The organism is Aeromonas sp. FDAARGOS 1406, from assembly GCF_019048565.1.
GTDB classification, from domain to species: Bacteria; Pseudomonadota; Gammaproteobacteria; order Enterobacterales; family Aeromonadaceae; genus Aeromonas; species Aeromonas caviae.
Genome location: NZ_CP077378.1, coordinates 1,370,314 through 1,388,231 on the forward strand (window position 1 = coordinate 1,370,314; position 17,918 = coordinate 1,388,231).

A 17,918-nucleotide genomic window follows, 5' to 3' on the forward strand; every position below is an offset into this window, starting at 1 on the left:
CCTGACTATGCGGTTCAAAGCAGCCCTCACCATAGACCCATCAGCCATAGGCTCTCCCCGATAAGGCGCTGGTTCTGGATAGATGACCCAGGATAGGCCACCACTTCGAAGGTGATGTTGACGGTCTCAGTCCCAGCGGGGATCACGAAAGCATCTTGGAAGGTCACACTCATTGGCGCTCTATTCGTACCCAAGGGGAACGAGGCTGTGGACGTAGCCCTTGCTACTTCAGTGCCGTTGAGCTTGCACAACAATATGAGCCCTATCGTGCCGGCTCCGGAAACCTCTGCTAGACCTGTGAGTGGTTTGATGCAGACCATGTTTCTGGCTCGCTTGTAACCTGCCAAAGAGAAGTTACCTGACGCCCTGATCATCCTTGTGATATCACCCACAATCCGATCCGCTTCCAACGTCCCCAGGACCACGCAATCGGCAGCAATCGTGCAGTTGTTCATGGTCATGTTCTTCACATAACCGCCTTCTGCACGAAGTCGATTGGTATAGATGCTGCCGTCCGCATAGATCATCGTGTACCAGCCGAATCCCCAGCCGCCATAAGGGCCACCCTTACCGAATCCAGCTGCACCGTGAGCCATAAAGGCGTTGCCCATATCGATCTGGCCACCGTTAATCAACGGGGTTGTGATGCTCGCCCCGGCCTTGATGTAGTCGGCGGTGATCTTCTCTGACTGGATGATCTGGATGGTGGCCTTTCGGATGATGGCCTCGGCAATCACGGCCTGCCCGTTGTCGATGGCAAACAGCGGCGCCATGGGCGTTGAGCTATTCGGGTTGAATACGAACACCTGAGAGGCAGAGATAGCCACCTGACTCGTGCCGTCAGAGTTTGCAATCAACCCTATCCCGGCAGTGATCTGGCCCGCGCTGGCTTTCGCTGTCCACATGGCCTGGGCACCATTTTGCAAGTCGGCAATAGCTTGGCTCTGGAGTTGAACGGCGGCGGCATTGGCTGCAATCCTCGGGTCGTCAGTGGCAACCCAAGCAGTACCACTGTAACGATACGGCCTGTTGTTGTTGGCTGTGTCAAACCACAGATCACCGGTGCCCATCGCTGACCCTGGGGCAGTGGCTTGGAAGAACGTTTTATTCTTGCTGCCAGCGACCGCCGAAACCGTGTTGATCTGGCTACCAAGCGACTGCACGGCATCTGCACGGGCGGCTGACTCTGCCGTGATCTGGCCTTGGAGTTGCTGATCTCCCTGCTGATAGTTTGCCGTTACCTGCAGGATCTGCTGTGCCATGGCCGAATCTGCATCAGCCCGCGCCTTCACTTCGTCATTGATGGCAGCAGTATTTCTCGCAACACCCTGTGCGACTTGATCAGCGCTTGCCTGAGCCGCGGCGGCGGCTTGAGCTGCATCGATCGCGACCTTGTCTGTTACTGCAACCCAGGCTGACCCACTCCACCGCTTCGGAGTGTTGGTGCCGCTGGTCGTATCAATCCAGAGATTCTGAGCAAGCCGATCTGCTACTGCTGGAGCTGCTGACTGAATGAGCACCTTGCCCTTTCCATTGGCTATCCCCGCAGCAGCCGCTGCATCCTCTTTTGCCTGGTTTGCACTAATCTGGGCTCCTGCCGCAGCGGTGCCCGCCGATTCTGCTGTGGCCTTCACCTGACTCAATTGCTCAGAAAGGGACTGGTTTGCTTCAGCACTAACACGGGACACTTCATCGATGCTGGCCGCCAGGGCCTGCTCCGCCCCCTTGAACTCTGCATCCAAGGTGGACAACTGTTCAGCCAGCGCGCTATCAGCATCGCTCCGCGCCCGTACTTCAGCCGCAACAGCAGCATTCGTCGCGGCGTCCGCCGCTTTAAACTCGCTATCAACAACACTGATCCGCTGTGACAGCGCCTCATCAGCCGTCGCCCTGGTCAACTGCTCATTGGTGATCTGCGCCCTGATCTCCCCATTCTCAGCATCAAACTCAGCGGTCAGTTGCTCAACAGTCCTGGCTTGCGCCTCCTGTTGATTCGCCAGCGTGCTCTGCTGTTGGAGAATGACGCCGCGAGCCTTTCGGTTCTCTCGGTCACGTTCATCCCCGGCCAAGGCACCTTCAACCTGGCTGACGGCACCGACAACGATCTCCGACTCCATCTTGTCCTGGCGTTGGCTGAGCGAGGCCTCATTGCTCACCACGGCCTGCTGGAGTTCTGTGATGCTGGCTGAGTTCTCTCCGACCGTCACATCGATGGTGCTGATACGCTCCCCCAGTGCCTGCTTGGCATCTGCCAGGGCTTTGCTCGACTCGGAGAGGGAGGCAGACAGCGCCGTATCGGCGGCCTTGAACGCAGCATCTACAGTGCTGATCTGCTGGGCAAGCGCCTCATCTTTTGTTGCCCGAGCCAGCTCCTCGGCCGCAACCCTCGCATTCGTATCCGCGAGGTCGCTACTGAACTGCGCCTCCACTTCGGCAACTCGCCTCGAAATGGCCTCATCAGCGGTGACCCGGGCCGACTCCTCGCTGGTGATGTTTGCGACAAGCTCGGCAGTAGCATCTGAAAGTGCGGCAGCCAGTTGATTCTGGCGAAGAGACAGCGCTTCGTTTGCCGATGCGTTCGATTGTTCAAGAGCGCTGATAACGGCATTGGTATCCGCATTGGCCGCCTTGAACTCGGCATCCACAACACTGATCCGCTGTGACAACGCCTCATCAGCCGTCGCCCTGGTCAACTGCTCATTGGTAATCTGCGCCTTCAGATCTGCCGTTTCGGCATCAACCTCTGCCGTCAGCTGCTCGATGGTCCTGGCCTGCGCCTCCTGCTGATTCGCCAGCGTGCTCTGCTGCTGGAGGATGGTGCCGCGAGCTTTCCGGTTCTCCCGGTCACGCTCATCTCCGGCTAGGGCGCCTTCGACCAGGCTGGCGGCGCCGATATCTACCTCTGACTCCAGTTTGTCCTGGCGTTGGCTCAGCGACTCCTCATTGCTCACCACGACTCGCTGCAGCTCGGTGATGCTGGCCGCGTTCTCCTCGACCGTCACATCGATGGTGCTGATACGCTCCCCCAGTGCTCGGTCGGCATCTGCCAGGGCCTTGCTCGACTCAGCGAGGGAGGCAGACAGCTCTGTATCCGCAGCCTTGAAAGCAGCATCTACAGTGCTGATCTGCTGGGCGAGCGCTTCCCCCTGGCTCGCCCGGGTCAGCTCCTCCGTCGCAAGCCTCGCATTCGTATCCTCGAGGTCGCTGCTGAACTGCGCCTCCACTTCGACAATTCGCCTCGAAATGGCCTCATCGGCGGTGAGCCTGGCCTCAGACTCACTGGCGATATCCGCACTCAGCGAGTTATCAGCCTCGGTCATCTCGACGCGCATCTGATCCTGGCTCAGTGCAAGCGCAGCGTCAGCGTCGCTCGATACCTTCTCCAGTGCCTTGATGGTGGCGGTCGTCTCATCAAGGGCTGTGTCTGTCGAGGCGCTCAGGTCGTCGATGCGCTGGGCCAGCGCGCTACCGGCGTTGGCAATAACTTCCTCCACGCCGCTGATCCGTGCCTGGGTGTTAGCATCCCTCCCCTCAAATTTGACGTTCATATCGGTGATGCGCTTGGCTTGAGCAGACTGCTCATCCACGATCACCTGCTGCTGGGTGCGAATGGTGCCAAATGCGCTGCGATTTTCCCTATCCCGCTCATCACCGGCCAGCGCGGCATCAATGGCAGCCTGGCCGACATCGGCAGCCCCCTCCGCCTTATCCTTTGCCAGTTCAATCTCGACCTGAATTTCATCAAACCGCCCAGCAGTGATCCCGCCCTCCGACTCGATAACCTCCTCCAGCGCTAGGATCTTGCCCTCCGCCTCGCTGGCCCTCACCTCCAGTCCGCTGACTCGCTGGGCGGCGACGCCATCGGCGTCAGCTGTCACGCGCGCCAGCTCGGTGAGCTTAGCGTCAAGCTCTTCACCGCTGCTGCTGATAGTGGCCTGCAGGCCATCGATGCGTTGTGCGGCCACCCCGTTGGCATCTGCCGTCACACGAGCCAACTCAGTGATCTTGGCGTCCAGTTCTTCGCTGCTACTGCTGACGGTCGCCTGCAAGCCGTCGATTTGCTGGGCCTGGGTGGATAGAGCATCGGCATGCACCGTCAGCTTGCTTTCTGCGTTGGCCAGCCTCTGGCCATGCTCATCCACCTCTTGCTGGGTGGCCTTCTGGGTCAACTCCCCTTTTGTTGCGTTTAGCTCCTGCCCAATCTGGGTGACCCGCTGTTGTTCGTCAGTGAACTCCCCCTTGGTGACCGTTTGACTCAGACTGGCATCCAGACCATTAATGCGCTGCTCCGCTTCAGTGAGACGCGAGCCCTGGCTATCCACGGTTACATTGTCGGCCTTGCTGTCGATCTGGCCGGCGACGGCATCAAGCCCCAGATGGACTTCAGTGATAGAAGTCCGCATCTCCTCGCGCACGGCATTGACCGCATCCATGGTCATGCTGCCGTTTTCTGGGTCAATGACAAACACGGCATCCCGGAACGAGTCAAAGTCGCCTTTGTACTTGTCCAGCTTGGCATTTAGGCGGTCCTGCACCAAACCGAGCTCAATGCTCGACATCCCAAGCTGCTGCTGGGCATCATCCAGCAGCTCTTGCGCTACCTTCTGGCGCTCATCCAACCCGGCCAGCTCCTGTTCGATGCCGGGGATCTTGCCCTCGATGGCGGCAATCTTGGGGCGGATCACCTCGATTTCATCAATCTTGGGGAGAATGACCTCGATTTCATCCACCTTGTGGAGAATGAGATCGATCTCATTGACCTTGGGGCGCATGACCTCGATTTCATCAACCTTAGGCTTCAGGATCGCAATGTCGAGCTGGAGTTGGGGAACTTGCTCTATTGGCCGCAGCAGCGCCTGGGCCAGGTGGCTCTCCTCTATCTTCCCCTGCAGTTCGTCGAGAATGTCCTGCACATCCCGGCTGGTTTCAGCCTTAACGCCCTGCATACCCTGGAAGGGACCCTTGTCATCCTTGCCGTTGACGAAGCGCACCCAGTAGTAAAACGTGGCACCCTTGCCAATGGCGTCAGAGAAGAGATTGGCCGAAGAGGTCCCCACCAGGGTGGCCTCGGCTTGGTTGTCACTCTCAGCTCGCCATATCTCGGCGTGAGCATGCCCCCGGTACTGCGGCGGATCCCACTCAACAAGGACCGTGTGAAATGCGCCATTGGCGATCACATTGACCGGAGCGTGGGGAAAATCCATCTGGCCCGGAGGGAAAAGGTCTGGGTTCTTTCCGGGAACATAAATTCCGCCAGCACCAGAGCGCAGCGTAGACAGCCCCAATGCCGCCAGCTCCCGGAAAGTGACTGCCTTATCAAGGCGATCGCCACGCTGCCCGGTGAGCAGCTCCACGTTCTCGGCTGTTGCGGCCTGGTCACGGCCGGCGCGATAAGCGGGTTTCTTGGCCATCAGTTCACCATCTCCGCCATGCTGCTCGCGAGGGTGATGCGGCTCACCACCGAGGTGCCAAAGACCTCTATCTGCCAGAACCGGCCCCGCACTGGCGGCAACCTGAACGCCCCGGGCACCAGGTTGCCAGGGGACAACTCCATCACCTGCTCCCCGTCAACGAACAACTTGATCCCGACCAGGCCAACATCCTGAGCCAACACCCGGCAGCAGCTGAAAGACGAACCCTCTGGCTCCATAAATGGCTTGGACCGCCAGACGAACTGACCATTGCTGGCGCTCCCGCCGCGCCAAATCTGCAAGCTGCGCCCCTTGGCAATGTAGAGGGAGTCGCTCTCCATATCGGAGACAGCCGCATCCCACCGGTTCGTCAGCTCACGCAAGTCGCCACTTTTCGGGTCAAAGATGAATGCGTGAGTGTCAGTCATGCCCACATATTTGCCCTCGTGGTGCCATGCCCGCATGGTGTCAGGCTTCATAGCGCGCCACTGCTTGCGGGTGATGATCTGCTCGGTCACCACCTGCCCACCGTTGGCGCCGACACCGACCAGCCCATCCGGGGAGGCATAGAGCACCACCCCATCCATGGCGACCATAGAGCGACCGCTGACACAGGACTGCGGCAGTTGGCTGAGCTTCTGGGTGGTCACGGATGCCGGGCTCACGCCCTGGGCAAGATAGGGGTACCCCTTGGTCCCAATCACCAAGGTGGTGTCGATGGCAGCGATCGCCACAATGTCGTGCTCAGTGGTCAGCCGGTACTTCTCCGGCCAGGCGTAGGGAAGGTAAGGCTCGCACAGGTAGAGGGAGTTGCCAGCAAACCCCGCACACATGCCATTCGCCATTTGACACAAGCCGCGCATGCCATCCGGCGGCATAGTGTAGTCGTAGGTCTCCAGCACAGCGCCCAGCTCCCCATCCTCCCGGGTATCGACAAACGATGCTTGAGCAATGGGCAGCTCGGCGACCAACAGGTAATCGGCAAGGCCGCCACCTGACACCGACCGATATATCCGGCGCTTGGTGATGTTACTGTTCTGGGTTGTCGGTGGGCTCAGCATCAAGGTGACGGATGACCCTGGGATCCCGATATTCACCTTTCCGCTGACAGGGCCCGGGGGCCCCTCCTCACCCATCGCAGTAACGAAGGTATCCACGTAGAAGCGAGTTTCGTCATCTGTCAGGTCATCATCCACACCACCAACAGGTGGGGTGATGGTGCCAACCCCGACCGGAACACCTGGGGCTGGAATGCCCAGTCGATACCACGCCGTCGGCTTGTTGCTGCCGCCTGTGGCTATCTGGGCATGGGTCACCTTGGGATACTCACCATCCGTGTAGTAAACCCGGCCATACGGGTCCTGAGCTATCGGGGAGCGGATGGCCTCCACCACCTTGTTCCAGGCGAACCAGTGCTGGCCATAGTGAAAAAGGGTGGTAGGCACGATGGGCAATTCCACACCAGCACTGGCGTCATCCTCCAGAGGCGAGATGACGCCATGGTCAAAATGGCAGTCGCGAGCAATCACCGCGACCTCATCAGACAAAAGATGGGGCTCCACGCGCGGCATAGTCCCTCGCATGGTGACGATATCGAGTATGGGCATGGGGATCTCAGAGAGGCAGAAACGAAAAAGCCCCACTCGGGAGAGCGGGGCCATGATGGGTAAATCCTAACGCTGGGCGCGTCAGGAGGCAAGGCTCACTTCCCGATACCTTCTATGCCCAGACGTATTGCGGGGTTTCAACAACGACCGTCACCGGCGCCAGGGCGGCGGCCAGGGCGGCGTCGGTGGTGCGCACGTTGGCGTGATAGCCGGGCACGGGCTCACGCACCTCCTGCTCGATACCATCGACAACCTGCACCTCGCCAGTGGGGCGAGTGACCATGCCAGGCGGCAGCAGTTGCAGTGAGGCGGTGGGGTGATAGAGGGTGCCGGTCTCGCTGTCCTTGATAAAGCCAGCGTCCAGCAGGGCCTTGGTCATGGCGGCCTTGTCGGCCGCCTTGAGGTTGATGTCGATGAAATCGGTCATGCTACCGCCTTAATTTGCTCTTCTGTTAACACACGGTGCCAGATACGCAGGTTTCTTACATGCCCCCACAGCTCCTGACCAGGTGTTTTGAATGAGCCGATATGCAAATTACCAGGGGATGTCTTTAACGGTGAACTGTCTACCTTTTGAGTGGCCGTATATTGCCCGAAGCGGCTTTTTATTCCTGGAGATATCGCAATGGTGGCTGCAGGAAATCCGCTCAACCCTGTTGAGTAAATGGTTGCGCCAGCGGGCGACATGCCGTGAGCAGCAAGAATCTCGCCATCTCTATATCTGGCACCAAAATAAGGGCCGCTCATGTCAAACTCATACCAAAGAGCACGGCTGGTAATGCCGGGTCCAACAGACTTGAATCCACTAATGGCCAACGCAAACGACATTCTGTTGTCACTATTCCCAGCCATGGGAATCCAGCAAACGTCCGCCGCCCGAGTTACCGCCGCGCCAGCTGTCGGGATGTAGGAGCTGGCGAATGGCAGGGCTTCAAGCTGGGCTCCGTAGACAAAAAACGATACTGGGGCAGACTCCGCTTGAATAACAAACGCAGCGTTTGTACCAGCATTGCGGGTCTGAGTTATAGAATAACGCTTCCACTCTGTGGTTAATGTGACTTGTAATCCGGTGGTTGAGTTGTGAATGCCGATGCGGATTTTCTCCCCACCAACCGCACCACGCAACCACACCGAGGATGTGTAAACGGAACCATCAACTAGAGAGGCTGAGAGTGGCGGGTTAGTACCCTGATATGGGTTTACTGTATCAATTCTAGTTGCGTCGTTTGCTCCGAACGGCCCAGGCTGATTATCTACCTTGGTGGCCCCAGCTCCATACGGAGTAAACACATTGGAGTTTGTAACTATATTTGTGCTCTGCCCCTCAACCAGCAGCCCCTCCTTCTCAAATCTCGGCTCATTCGCCGCGGCCGTTTTCAGGAGGCCGTCCTTGCCGATATAGGTCGCCGTCGAGCTGCGAGCGAAGTTGACCATCCTCGCCACGACATCCGACCCGACCAGCACATCCCGCCCATAGCCGGTGATGAGGCGCAGGCTGTCAGAGAGCGGCGCCCACACATCCGGCAGCGGCAGGGCCGACGCTGCGACAATATCGCCAGCCAGGGCCGCGCTTGCGGCGGCCTTGTCTGCCTCCGTCTTGGCTCGGGCAGCCTGGCCCTCCCCTTCACTGGTCACACGCTTCCACGGGATCAGTGTTTGCTTGGTTCCATCCGGTGCAGTCACCTCAACAGTGGTGGCAGTGCTCGTCAGCAGCGCCTGGAAGGCATCGCTCTGCTGCTGATAGGCGCTCAGGGTGGCCGTCAGGCGACGGGCGAACTCCGGAACGGAATCCGAAAAGGTCGTGATGATCTCGTAGGCCTTGCCTGTGGCAGTTGTGCCACGGTAGGCCTGCACCAGATACAACTCCGTGTTGGACACCACGTAGTCCACCTCGTAGAAATCCACCGAGGTGCCACTGGTGATACAAAAAAGGTGGCCCTTGGCCACCCCGTTCTTGGTGTCTGCGAAGGTTGTCCCGGTACCGGTCACCTTCTTGTTGCCATTGGTGACGGCCACCGTACCGTCACGCTTCCACACTCCAGCCATGCTGCCCCCTTACTGCCCGGTCACGCGGGAGAATCCTTCGGTCTTGCGCTGCTCCAGGCTGGCATCAACCTGGGTCTTTTCACCCAACTGCTGCAGGTAGGCGTTGTAGTGGCCGACAGCCCGATTGGAGTTGGCGCTGTATTCGGAGTCCTTCGAGAAGGCCCGGTACATGATGAAGTCGATAAGCGGGTTGATGTAGATGTCATCCAGATCGGCCAGCGCCGGCGTGCCCATGTTTTCCACGTCCGCCAGCACCTTAGATTGCGGCGCTACGGAGTAGATCACATCCACCTTCACTGCGGCGGCGGGGCCCGGGTAGAGATAGAAGTTCTTGGGGTCCCGATCGTCATAGGTGTAGGCGGCCACGCTGGTGCCATCCTTGCCAGCATGCCAGTCCGGGTAACTGTCATCGAGGGCGCGCCGCGGCACGAAGCGGATCACTTTGCCGTCAGCATTGCGCAGCACCTCGATCAGCCGCAGGGCATCTGCAGGCAAAGTCTGCTTGGTACCAGCGGCGCAGTTGAACTGAACGTTCTTGGTGTGGGCGTCAGGACGCATCAACACGATCGCCTTTGCGGCATCGTTGTAGTAGTCCAACAGCTCCTGCTTGGGCCAGCGAACCCAGGTGCGATCATTGAGCAGGGTATTTACCCGCTTCAAGATAGAGTCAACGGTAACGGTTGCCATGTGTGGAGTCCTTTAGAAAAAAGTGTGTTTGCGGGGCGGGTTGTGGAATTCGACCTGGGTCGGGGCGCTGTGCTCTTTGCGGAACCGGCCAGCGCGACGCCAACCTTCGACAAACTCAGTCCGGTGGTATCCTGCCCGCTTAGGGTCAGACCAAGGGCGGTCTGGCTGGGCATAGAGCAAGGCTGCGACGCCATGGGCAATGGCATCGGCGTGATCGTGGTAGAGCTGGGCTGGGAGCTCGGTGGCGTTCTTGACCGGGGCAGCCACATACCAGATCCGCACATTGCAGAGATCTGTCAGGATGCTCAGCTCATTGGCCGACATGGCGAAGAAGTCTCGCCCGCTGACAAATGGCGCGCCCCCTTCTCCGGTCAGGTGCAGCACATTGCACGATGTCATCCCACTGATGTTGCAGACCTCCACCAGGCTGCCGGCTGACGCGCTGGGCAGCAGTCGGTCAAGGGTCAGCAAGGCCGACTCCCGGCAGAACGTGATGGCCGCCTCTGTGACGGCCTCACTCAGCATGACTTCGAGCGGGCCGGTGATGTGCAGCCTGACAGTGGGCAGGAACTGCTCACGCGACACCATCTGCATGCTATTCCCCCTGCTCTGCCAGCTTGGCCTTCAGGGCATCACGCACGCGCACCCGGTAATCGGGCACTTTCTCTTGCGGGCCCTGCGGCTCGATATCCAGATCTTCCCCTTCCACCAGGGTGGCCAGTTGGGCAGAGGTCATCTTGGCCAGATCGCGCTCACCAACCACCATGCTCTGCTCTTCCGCCAGGCGGGCCTGCTCGGCGGCGAGGCGCTCCTTCTCTTTGGCGGCAGCCTGGGCAGTGGTCTCCTGCCGCTCCAGCTCGCCAGCCAGTGCCTCATGGCGGATCCAGACGGTCGGGAACTCCAGCAATTGCATGGCGATGTGACTCTCCACATCCACTGCGGTATGGCGCGGGAAGACCAGGCGGCTGCCGGTGACCGTGTCTTTCTTGCTCGGCTTGTCGCCGATGTAAACCACGGCAATCTTGTCGCTCATGGCGATGACTCCTATTCAGAAACGAAAAAGCCCGGCACAGGGCCGGGCGGACAGTGATCGGCAGCCTTACAGGTTGCCGACTACCTCGTAATGCAGCTTGAGCTTGACGGTGCCCGTCGCAGCGCCGCCGCCAACCGTGAGGGTGAGTTCCTGATCGGGTTCGGTCATCAGGTCATCGACCGGGTAATACTTTGCCACCGCCCCCACCGTACTCTCGGCGTTGATGATGGTGGTCGTGCCGATCTTGGCTGTGATGGTGGTACTCGCGCCCAGCGCAGTGCTGAACATCGTCACACCCACCACTTTCAGGTTGGGCTCCACCTTGTCGCCGTATGCGACAACATCGCCAGCGGGTACGGCAGCCAGCTTGGCTACCAGGGTCGGGGAGATAGAGAGGTTGCCGAACGCGCCGACAAACCAGCGGTACGCTCGGGCGAGCAGGGTAGTCTTGGCCATGATATGGCTCCTTGTCTGGTCAGATAGTGATGTGATGGGGCCGTGAAGCCCCATGGGTCAGCGGCTTAGCGGCCGACGGCGCTGACGGCGGTATCCAACACCATGCAGCCATGGTCCTGAATGTTGCCGTTGCGCTGCTTGAAGCGGATCTTCTGCAGACCGGACACCCAGCTGATGGAGATCTCGGTGCTGTTGCCGTGGTCGGTCTTCTCTTCGTGCATGCCGAAAGAGCCCCCCTGCTCGCCAGAGCCAAAGGCATTGGCCAGCGCCTGGCCACCAAGCAGCACGGCGCGGTCGATCAGGGTGCCCGCAACCTTGTCCACTTCCGCCCCGGTCGCGGAGTTGGCCGCACACACCTTGACGATGCTGCCCTGGTTGAAGCGGATCGGCATGCCCTTGTAGGGCTTGACCAGGATGCCGCGCCACATGGCGCCTTCACCGCGGAAGATGGGGTGGTTCCATCCCTTGCTGCGCTCAATTGAGGCCGACAGCATCGCCTGCCAGTCCTTGCCGGAGGTTGAGGTGTAGAAGTCGTGCCACTGGCGCGGGGTGACATAGAGCACGTAGAGCGGCTCGCCACCGGACGGGTCGGAGACCATGCGGATCGGCTGGATGGGGTTGGCCATCTCGGACAGGAACAGCGACATGTTGTCCACGCAACCCAGATTGAAGCGGTCAGCCGCGTCGATGCCTTCGAAGCTGGTCGCATCACCACCGAAGAAGTGGCGCTCGTAGGTTGGCGCAGTCAGCTGGTTGATCATGATGTCGGCAAATTCCGGGTCATCCGCCAGCGGCAGAATGATATCGGTCGCGGAGTAGTCGCCTCGGGCACCGGCCAGCTGAGCAAAGCCACGCTGGTCAACCAGGCGACCGTAGTAGCCATCGCCCAACAGCACACGTGCGGTCTTGATCATGTCGTGCTTGGTGCGCTTCTGGCTCATCTTGCCGCCCGCGTCCACACCGTGGCGGGTCTGGTTGATCTTCAGCGAGAAGTCCGCGAAGGACATGCTCTCGAGGCGCCCTGCCAGCTTCTTGTCACCCATGGTCGGGCGGCCAGACAGTTGGTGGAACAGCTGCATGTCCACTTCATCCCCGGCGCCTTTACCGAGGTCGGTGATGCGCACCACGGGGGCGCCGGCGCTGGTCTGTTTGCCGCCGTTGACCTTGGCACCCTTGGGGGCCTCTTCGGTCAGCATGTTCACCAGCGAGTGAGAACGGTTGGCCGCCGTAAACAGTGCGGCCTGCAAAATCTTGTTGGCTTGCGCCGAGGTGACTTGGGTCATGGTCCTCTCCTACATGAAAACAAAAACCCCGACACAGTGGTCGGGGTTGGCTTATTGAAATGGGTGGTGGGTTAGTACCCGGCCTGCTCCAGCAGCGCATCCATTTGGGCGTCTGTCATGGCGCCCATCTCGCCGATAAGTTCGGTCTGAGACATGGCGCCAAAGCGCTCCACTCCAGTGGGGGCGGCATGATGGGTCTGGCCGAGTGCCGAAGGGCTGGACGGGATGAAATCAGCGGGCTTTTCTGCATCCTTGCCGGGTACCTTGGCGGGAGGGATGACCTCATCACCAAAGGCCAGCTTGGTGCGGCGCGCCGCCTCTGCGAATCGCTCATCCAGCGACTTGCCTTTCCACGCGGGATCAGCCTGGAGCTTCTCATCGACGATGATGGCGAAGTCGAAACGGTCCTGGTCCTTTTCCCGCCAGCTCACCAGATCAGGTACCGCCTGCAGTGCGGCCTGTACCGGGTTGAGGGTGGGTTGAACCTGCTGCGGGGCGACTTGGGGCTCCAGCTTTTGGAGCTTGCGGGCAATGGCGGCGATGGACTTGCCGAGATCCGGGTAGTCCTGCGCCAACTGCTCGAGCTCCTCCTGGCTGATATCGTCGGGGTCCACGTCGGGGTTGATCCCGTGCTTCTCCATCAGCGCCTGCAGCTTGTCCCGCTCGGCTTGGGCCTGCTGCGACTGAGCCAGCTGCTCACGCAGTTGCTTGGCTTCATTGCGCGCCTGCTCCAGCACTTCATACGGGATGGTGTGTTGACCGCTCTTGGCCAGGATCACCTTCTCAGGCTCCGCGACCCCTTCACCGCCCTGCTCGGTGCTGCCCTGTTCGTTACCGGCTGCCACCTCGCCCGCCGACGGCGCGGGTTGTACGTCCGTTTGCTCGGTAGCAGTGCCATCATCCAGCTCGCTATCGGGCTCACGCTCGATCGCTTCCAGCATGGCTTCCAGTTCGTCCAGGCTCTCAGTGCCGTTCAGGTTGTCGATGTTCTTATCCATGGTTGTCCTCGTGGGTTTTCAGTGGGTGGTATCGCTGCCCAAGCGGGGGAAGGCTCTCGGTGAAAGCGCTCCCCGGCTGGGGCTGGGCACAAAAAAGCCCGCACAACGCGGGCAAGGGTTGCCGTCTATCGCTAAAGATTCGCTAAATGGCACTTGAGCCGCCAGCCTTCCAGCTTCCACAGCTCTTGGCGGGCCTTGGCTTCGGCATCCTTGATGGCGTACTTGGCGCCAAGCTCTGCATTGAAGTTGGCCGGGTCGGCGCAGGCGGTCATGCCGATGGCAAGGGTGAAGCCGTTGGCAGCAATGGCGGTGGCCAGCGTGGTTGTGGTGCCAGGCACAACCTGCACCTCATAGCGAACGCCACGCATCAGCGCATCGATCTGGTCAGGGGTCACACGCGGCGCTGTCAGCCCGAGAGTCTGGATCTCGCGCTCCATTTCGGCATCAATGTGTTGCTGGTCGGTCACGGCCCGCTCCAAATAAAAAACCCGGCACAGTGGCCGGGTCTGGAAATGAAAAAGGCCCAATCTCGAGAGACTGGGCCATGTTGGGGAAATCGTAACGCTGGCAGGTCAGGAAAGCAACTATCAGAGCGCGATCGCGTCTATCTGCTGCTGAATGGTGTCCAACAGCTGAGCCTGCAGCACGGCTTGCTCCCCCTGGATGCTCTGCTGCTCAGCGGCAAGCCGCTCCATCTCCTGCAATGTCTTGCCTGTCTGGGCCTGCTTGAGGGCATCCTCAAACCGGATGGAGTCGGTCAGCTTGGCGATGCGCTGGGCCTCTGCCTGCCACTTGGCGGCCTTGCCCTCCAGCTCGGCCAGCTTGGCCTGCATCTCGCGCATGGCCAGCTCCTGCTGCATCTGGGCCTGCTGAGCCTGCTGCTCGGCGGCTGCGCGCTCCTCCTCGTTCATCTCGTCCGGGTCTTTCGGGATGTTCAGGGCATTGCGGATCCGCTCCACAAACTCGGCCTTGCGCGGTACATCCATCAGCTCGACCAGCAGGTCAAAGCAAGCGCCGGCAGCCTCGGGCGGGAGTTGTGACATGGCCTGGGTCATCCGCTCAGCCAACTGCTGCTTATAGGCGGCGGTTTGCTGGATCGGCGCCAGTGCGATATGGGCCCGCAGCCGGGTCACATCATTGGTGAGCTTGCCATCCTCCTGCTCCACATTGACCACCACGGCCTTGCGGCGGCGGGGGTCATCCCGGTTCACGGTCACCTTGTAGTTGCGCTTGCTGGCCATATCCTCAAGCAGATAGGCCAGTGCCAACTGCCCTACCTGCTGGCATCCCATCCGGTAGTTGTCATTGATCTCGGAAAGTGTGGTTGCCCCCTGCTCCACCAGGTTGCTGATTGCTACGCCGGACTGCCCGGTGGAGCCCTGACCTAGGAAGGCGGCATAAACCCCCATGGTGTCCTGGATCAGCTTCACCGAATCCTGCATCACCTGGAACTGCTGGGCCGCCACGTTGAAGTCCTGCTCCACCTTGAAGGCATCGGCCACACTGGTCTTGTTGGCGCGGTCAGGGTTGAGCTCGATATAGCCATCCGGGCGCTCGACCTGCTCCAGCACCTGACTCTGGCTCATGTTGGTGGCGTCCTTGTCCGTGATGACGCGCTTGGCCTGCAGCAGGAAGGTCAGCTTGATGCGCCGCAGGTTCACCTCGTCCTGTGCCGGCATGGCTCGAACAATCAACCCATAGGGCTCACCGGTGCGGTCTTTGCGGTAACCCCAGAACGGCACCAGCGGATACATGTTGTGGGGCGCAGAGCAGGGTCGATCAACCAGGTGATGGGGGCCGACGAACCAGGATTCCCGGATCACGGCCACCGGGCAGCGCTCCAGCTTGGCGCGCCCCATGGCCACAGCAGCCAGGTGCAGTTGATTGGTCTTGTCGTACTCCAGTGCCCGACCGGAGTCCAGCATCAGCACCTGACGCATGGTGTAGGTGCGGTAGTAGACCACCTGCAGAAGCACCCGATCCCGCTCCCGGCTGCACCACTCGATCTCCTTGCCGCTGAATTGGCTCCACTCGTCATAGGCGCTGACCAGATTGGGGTCCAGCCCCTCGATGGCGGTCAGGCTCATGACCCCATCCCAGTCGTTGACGCCCCACTCCAGCGCCTGTGCCTTGCTCGGGAACATGGTCTTGGCCTCATCCAGATCGACCCAGCGGCGTCGCATCAGCCAGCGGCAGTCGCTCAGATCCGGCTCCCTGCTATGCCAGTCCCAATAAACCTCGTCACGGTGGACATTGCTGAACTTGTAACGTGGGCCGAACGGGTCATCGCGGCGACACACCTCAACCCAGCCCAGGCCGGTCTTGATTTGGCCGCCGTAGGCCTCGCCCCGGGCGCGGTCTAGTCCGCCAAGGCGGCACATATCGGCGTATTCAGCGTTGACGGCCTCGGCCAGTTGCTCCAGCTCGTCGTCGTGGTCATCGGCGATCACCATCAGATCGGTGCGGCTCTTGGCTTCCATCCCCAGCACGCCGTCAATGGTCGGCGCGATCAGGTTGTGAATGGTGATGGGCTGGCCCCGAGCCTTGAGCACACTCACCACCTCGGGCGGCAGTTGATCGCCGTCGTAGTAGGCGCACGCCCGATTGGCGATAGAGCGCCAGTCCGGCTGGCCATTGATATCGCTCATCAGTTTGAGCAGGCGCGGGGTATCGAGGCCGCCTTTTTCAGGGGCCTTGGGTTGGGCGTTGATCATCAGTTGGCCATCCAGTGCTTGGGTTTGCGGGAGGATTCAGGTTTGACGATGCGGGCCGGCATCCGGACACGCATCTCTTGGGCAATCATGTAGCTCATGAGCTGGTCGTCGTAGCAGCCGTCCTGGGCGTTCATGCTGCCGCTCTTGTCGTAGACGTAGGTGGTGGCTTCGGAAATGGTACCGATCCAGCGGATCCCGGACTGCCCGGCACGCAGCAGGGCCTTGAGGCCATCAACCAGGATCGGCTTGGACTGCCGAGTGGTGAGCCAGCCGAGGCGCGGGGTCTCGTCGTCGCGGTCCCGGTCGATGTGCTCCTGGGTGTAGATGCGCCGGGTCGGGTAGATTTCACGGAGCTTGAGCAGCACGGCGTGGCCGTGGTTGTTGCGCTCTGGGCCGATGTAGGCCGGGCCATGCTCTGCGGTGCCGTAGAACCTGCCAACGTGGGCCAGCAGTTGGGCAAACAGCCCGGGATCCAGATGCCCGAACCAGTGGGCCACCTGCCGGCCGTCGCTCTTGGCGGTCACGTCGAGGCTTGAACGGTCGCCGTGCTCCAGCCCTTCCGCCACGTCGGCGCCGATGGCGTAATCCTCGTCAGGGTCTGGCAGCTCCCAGACCAGCAGCATGTTCTCGAGGGAGCGCTGGCCACGCTCGTCCAGCTTCTCCGGTTTGCGGGCCTTCTCGCGCCTGCCGGTCACTGGGTCGATGTCGTAGACGATGAGCGGGGCCATGCAATCGCCCTCGGCATCCATGGTATGGATGGGGTCGAACACCCGGCGCCCTGAGGTGAGGAAGGCTTCCAGCGGCGTGCTGGGGAACTCCTGCTTCATCTCGGCACCCAGTGTGGCTTCCTTCAGCACGTACCATTGCCGCTGCTCGTCGGTAATGGTGCAACCCATCGACTTCTCCACCGCAGTGAAGTATTCAGCCTGGGTCTTGCTCATCACTACGCCGGATGCCGGCACATCTGCGCGATACTTGGGGTCCTGCCACCAGGCGAAGAAGTGGAACTTCCAATCCAGCTGACTGAGCTCACCAGAGGCCCGGGCCAGCTCGAGGGATTTCATGCTCATGGCGTGGAAGTCGCCCCCCACCCCTTCGGCTGTGCTCTCGATGAAGGCCACCGCGCCAGGGTGGATTGCCTGCAGGGTCCCGGTTCGCACCTCCTTGGCCTTCTCCGGGTACTTGGCGCAAATCTTCCCATGCTCGGAGACATGCAGGCGCTGGACGGTACCGGAGCGGAAGGAAGTGGCCACCTGGATGCTGGAGCCATGCCGGAACAGGATGTGTCCGCCATTCGCCCCGCCACGCCGGGTCACCACCTTGAACTGGGCCTTGAGCCAACCCGGCAGGTTATCGAACGGGACTTCAATCTTGGTGCGGTAGATCTCGCCGGCGGCCGTCAGGTCCTGGGCGATGATCCCGCACTTGAGGTTCTTGTTGAACAGCGCCTCGTCCAGCAGATAGATGTCGATGGCCGTGGAGAATCCGAGCTGACGCGCCTTGAGGATGATGTTCAGGTACCACATGGTCCGGAACAGCAGCTCCTGTGCTGGGCGCAGCCGAAATCGTACCAGCTGGCCCTGCTCGTTCTCGATCATGTAGAGGTTGTTCATCCGCCACCACTTATCGCTGAGCTTCGAACGGATGTAGGCCATCTGCTCTTGCTCAGTCATGGAAGATGCG

Annotated in this window: 13 protein-coding genes; all 13 read right to left on the bottom strand. The window is 60.6% G+C overall.

Annotation, left to right across the window (positions count from 1 at the left end):
- Positions 1-26 precede the first annotated feature (26 nt).
- The 13 genes from I6L36_RS06240 to I6L36_RS06300 all read right to left on the bottom strand — a co-directional run bounded on the left by I6L36_RS06240 (position 27) and on the right by I6L36_RS06300 (position 17,908).
- Positions 27-5,411, bottom strand: a complete 5,385-nt coding sequence (locus tag I6L36_RS06240) for a DUF1983 domain-containing protein (RefSeq protein ID WP_216987054.1) — start codon at positions 5,409-5,411, stop codon at positions 27-29.
- A complete protein-coding gene (locus tag I6L36_RS06245) occupies positions 5,411-6,958 on the bottom strand; it encodes a hypothetical protein (protein WP_254203469.1) in 1,548 nt (515 codons plus the stop codon). Before I6L36_RS06245 ends, I6L36_RS06240 begins: the two co-directional genes overlap by 1 nt.
- A 172-nt stretch (positions 6,959-7,130) precedes the next feature.
- On the bottom strand, positions 7,131-7,445 hold the full coding sequence (locus I6L36_RS06250) for a hypothetical protein (RefSeq protein ID WP_216987056.1): 315 nt from the start codon (positions 7,443-7,445) through the stop codon (positions 7,131-7,133).
- Positions 7,442-9,064 (bottom strand): hypothetical protein, encoded by a 1,623-nt coding sequence (locus I6L36_RS06255; protein WP_216987057.1) that lies wholly within the window; start codon positions 9,062-9,064, stop codon positions 7,442-7,444. The genes I6L36_RS06250 and I6L36_RS06255 overlap by 4 nt, the downstream gene beginning before the upstream one ends.
- 9 nt (positions 9,065-9,073) lie before the next feature.
- The gene (locus tag I6L36_RS06260) at positions 9,074-9,751 is read right to left on the bottom strand and encodes a DUF6682 family protein (RefSeq protein ID WP_216987058.1); all 678 of its coding nucleotides are present in this window, start codon (positions 9,749-9,751) and stop codon (positions 9,074-9,076) included.
- A 12-nt stretch (positions 9,752-9,763) separates the two neighbouring features.
- Positions 9,764-10,345 carry a hypothetical protein gene (locus I6L36_RS06265; RefSeq protein ID WP_216987059.1) on the bottom strand — a complete coding sequence of 194 codons (582 nt, stop codon included), beginning with the start codon at positions 10,343-10,345 and terminating at the stop codon, positions 9,764-9,766.
- 1 nt (position 10,346) lies between these two features.
- Positions 10,347-10,784: a hypothetical protein gene (locus tag I6L36_RS06270; RefSeq protein WP_103858400.1), complete on the bottom strand. Its 438-nt coding sequence runs from the start codon at positions 10,782-10,784 to the stop codon at positions 10,347-10,349.
- 66 nt (positions 10,785-10,850) lie between these two features.
- Complete coding sequence (locus I6L36_RS06275) at positions 10,851-11,240, bottom strand: hypothetical protein (RefSeq protein WP_201984734.1); 390 nt, start codon at positions 11,238-11,240, stop codon at positions 10,851-10,853.
- A 65-nt stretch (positions 11,241-11,305) separates the two neighbouring features.
- Entirely contained in the window at positions 11,306-12,523 is a 1,218-nt protein-coding gene (locus tag I6L36_RS06280; protein ID WP_216987060.1) for a DUF4043 family protein, read from the bottom strand.
- A gap of 71 nt (positions 12,524-12,594) precedes the next feature.
- The gene (locus I6L36_RS06285) at positions 12,595-13,521 is read right to left on the bottom strand and encodes a hypothetical protein (protein WP_216987061.1); all 927 of its coding nucleotides are present in this window, start codon (positions 13,519-13,521) and stop codon (positions 12,595-12,597) included.
- 131 nt (positions 13,522-13,652) lie between these two features.
- Entirely contained in the window at positions 13,653-13,988 is a 336-nt protein-coding gene (locus I6L36_RS06290; RefSeq protein WP_216987062.1) for a Gp49 family protein, read from the bottom strand.
- 120 nt (positions 13,989-14,108) lie between these two features.
- Positions 14,109-16,235: an OmpH family outer membrane protein gene (locus I6L36_RS06295; protein ID WP_216987063.1), complete on the bottom strand. Its 2,127-nt coding sequence runs from the start codon at positions 16,233-16,235 to the stop codon at positions 14,109-14,111.
- The gene (locus I6L36_RS06300) at positions 16,235-17,908 is read right to left on the bottom strand and encodes a terminase (RefSeq protein ID WP_239053177.1); all 1,674 of its coding nucleotides are present in this window, start codon (positions 17,906-17,908) and stop codon (positions 16,235-16,237) included. The genes I6L36_RS06295 and I6L36_RS06300 overlap by 1 nt, the downstream gene beginning before the upstream one ends.
- Positions 17,909-17,918 lie beyond the last annotated feature (10 nt).

Bases quoted from the DNA above. Each gene is read 5' to 3' on its own strand.
- I6L36_RS06240 (WP_216987054.1), bottom strand. From the start codon at position 5,411: ATGGCCAAGAAACCCGCTTATCGCGCCGGCCGTGACCAGGCCGCAACA.
- I6L36_RS06250 (WP_216987056.1), bottom strand. From the start codon at position 7,445: ATGACCGATTTCATCGACATCAACCTCAAGGCGGCCGACAAGGCCGCC.
- I6L36_RS06255 (WP_216987057.1), bottom strand. From the start codon at position 9,064: ATGGCTGGAGTGTGGAAGCGTGACGGTACGGTGGCCGTCACCAATGGC.
- I6L36_RS06260 (WP_216987058.1), bottom strand. From the start codon at position 9,751: ATGGCAACCGTTACCGTTGACTCTATCTTGAAGCGGGTAAATACCCTG.
- I6L36_RS06265 (WP_216987059.1), bottom strand. From the start codon at position 10,345: ATGCAGATGGTGTCGCGTGAGCAGTTCCTGCCCACTGTCAGGCTGCAC.
- I6L36_RS06270 (WP_103858400.1), bottom strand. From the start codon at position 10,784: ATGAGCGACAAGATTGCCGTGGTTTACATCGGCGACAAGCCGAGCAAG.
- I6L36_RS06275 (WP_201984734.1), bottom strand. From the start codon at position 11,240: ATGGCCAAGACTACCCTGCTCGCCCGAGCGTACCGCTGGTTTGTCGGC.
- I6L36_RS06280 (WP_216987060.1), bottom strand. From the start codon at position 12,523: ATGACCCAAGTCACCTCGGCGCAAGCCAACAAGATTTTGCAGGCCGCA.
- I6L36_RS06285 (WP_216987061.1), bottom strand. From the start codon at position 13,521: ATGGATAAGAACATCGACAACCTGAACGGCACTGAGAGCCTGGACGAA.
- I6L36_RS06295 (WP_216987063.1), bottom strand. From the start codon at position 16,235: ATGATCAACGCCCAACCCAAGGCCCCTGAAAAAGGCGGCCTCGATACC.
- I6L36_RS06300 (WP_239053177.1), bottom strand. From the start codon at position 17,908: ATGACTGAGCAAGAGCAGATGGCCTACATCCGTTCGAAGCTCAGCGAT.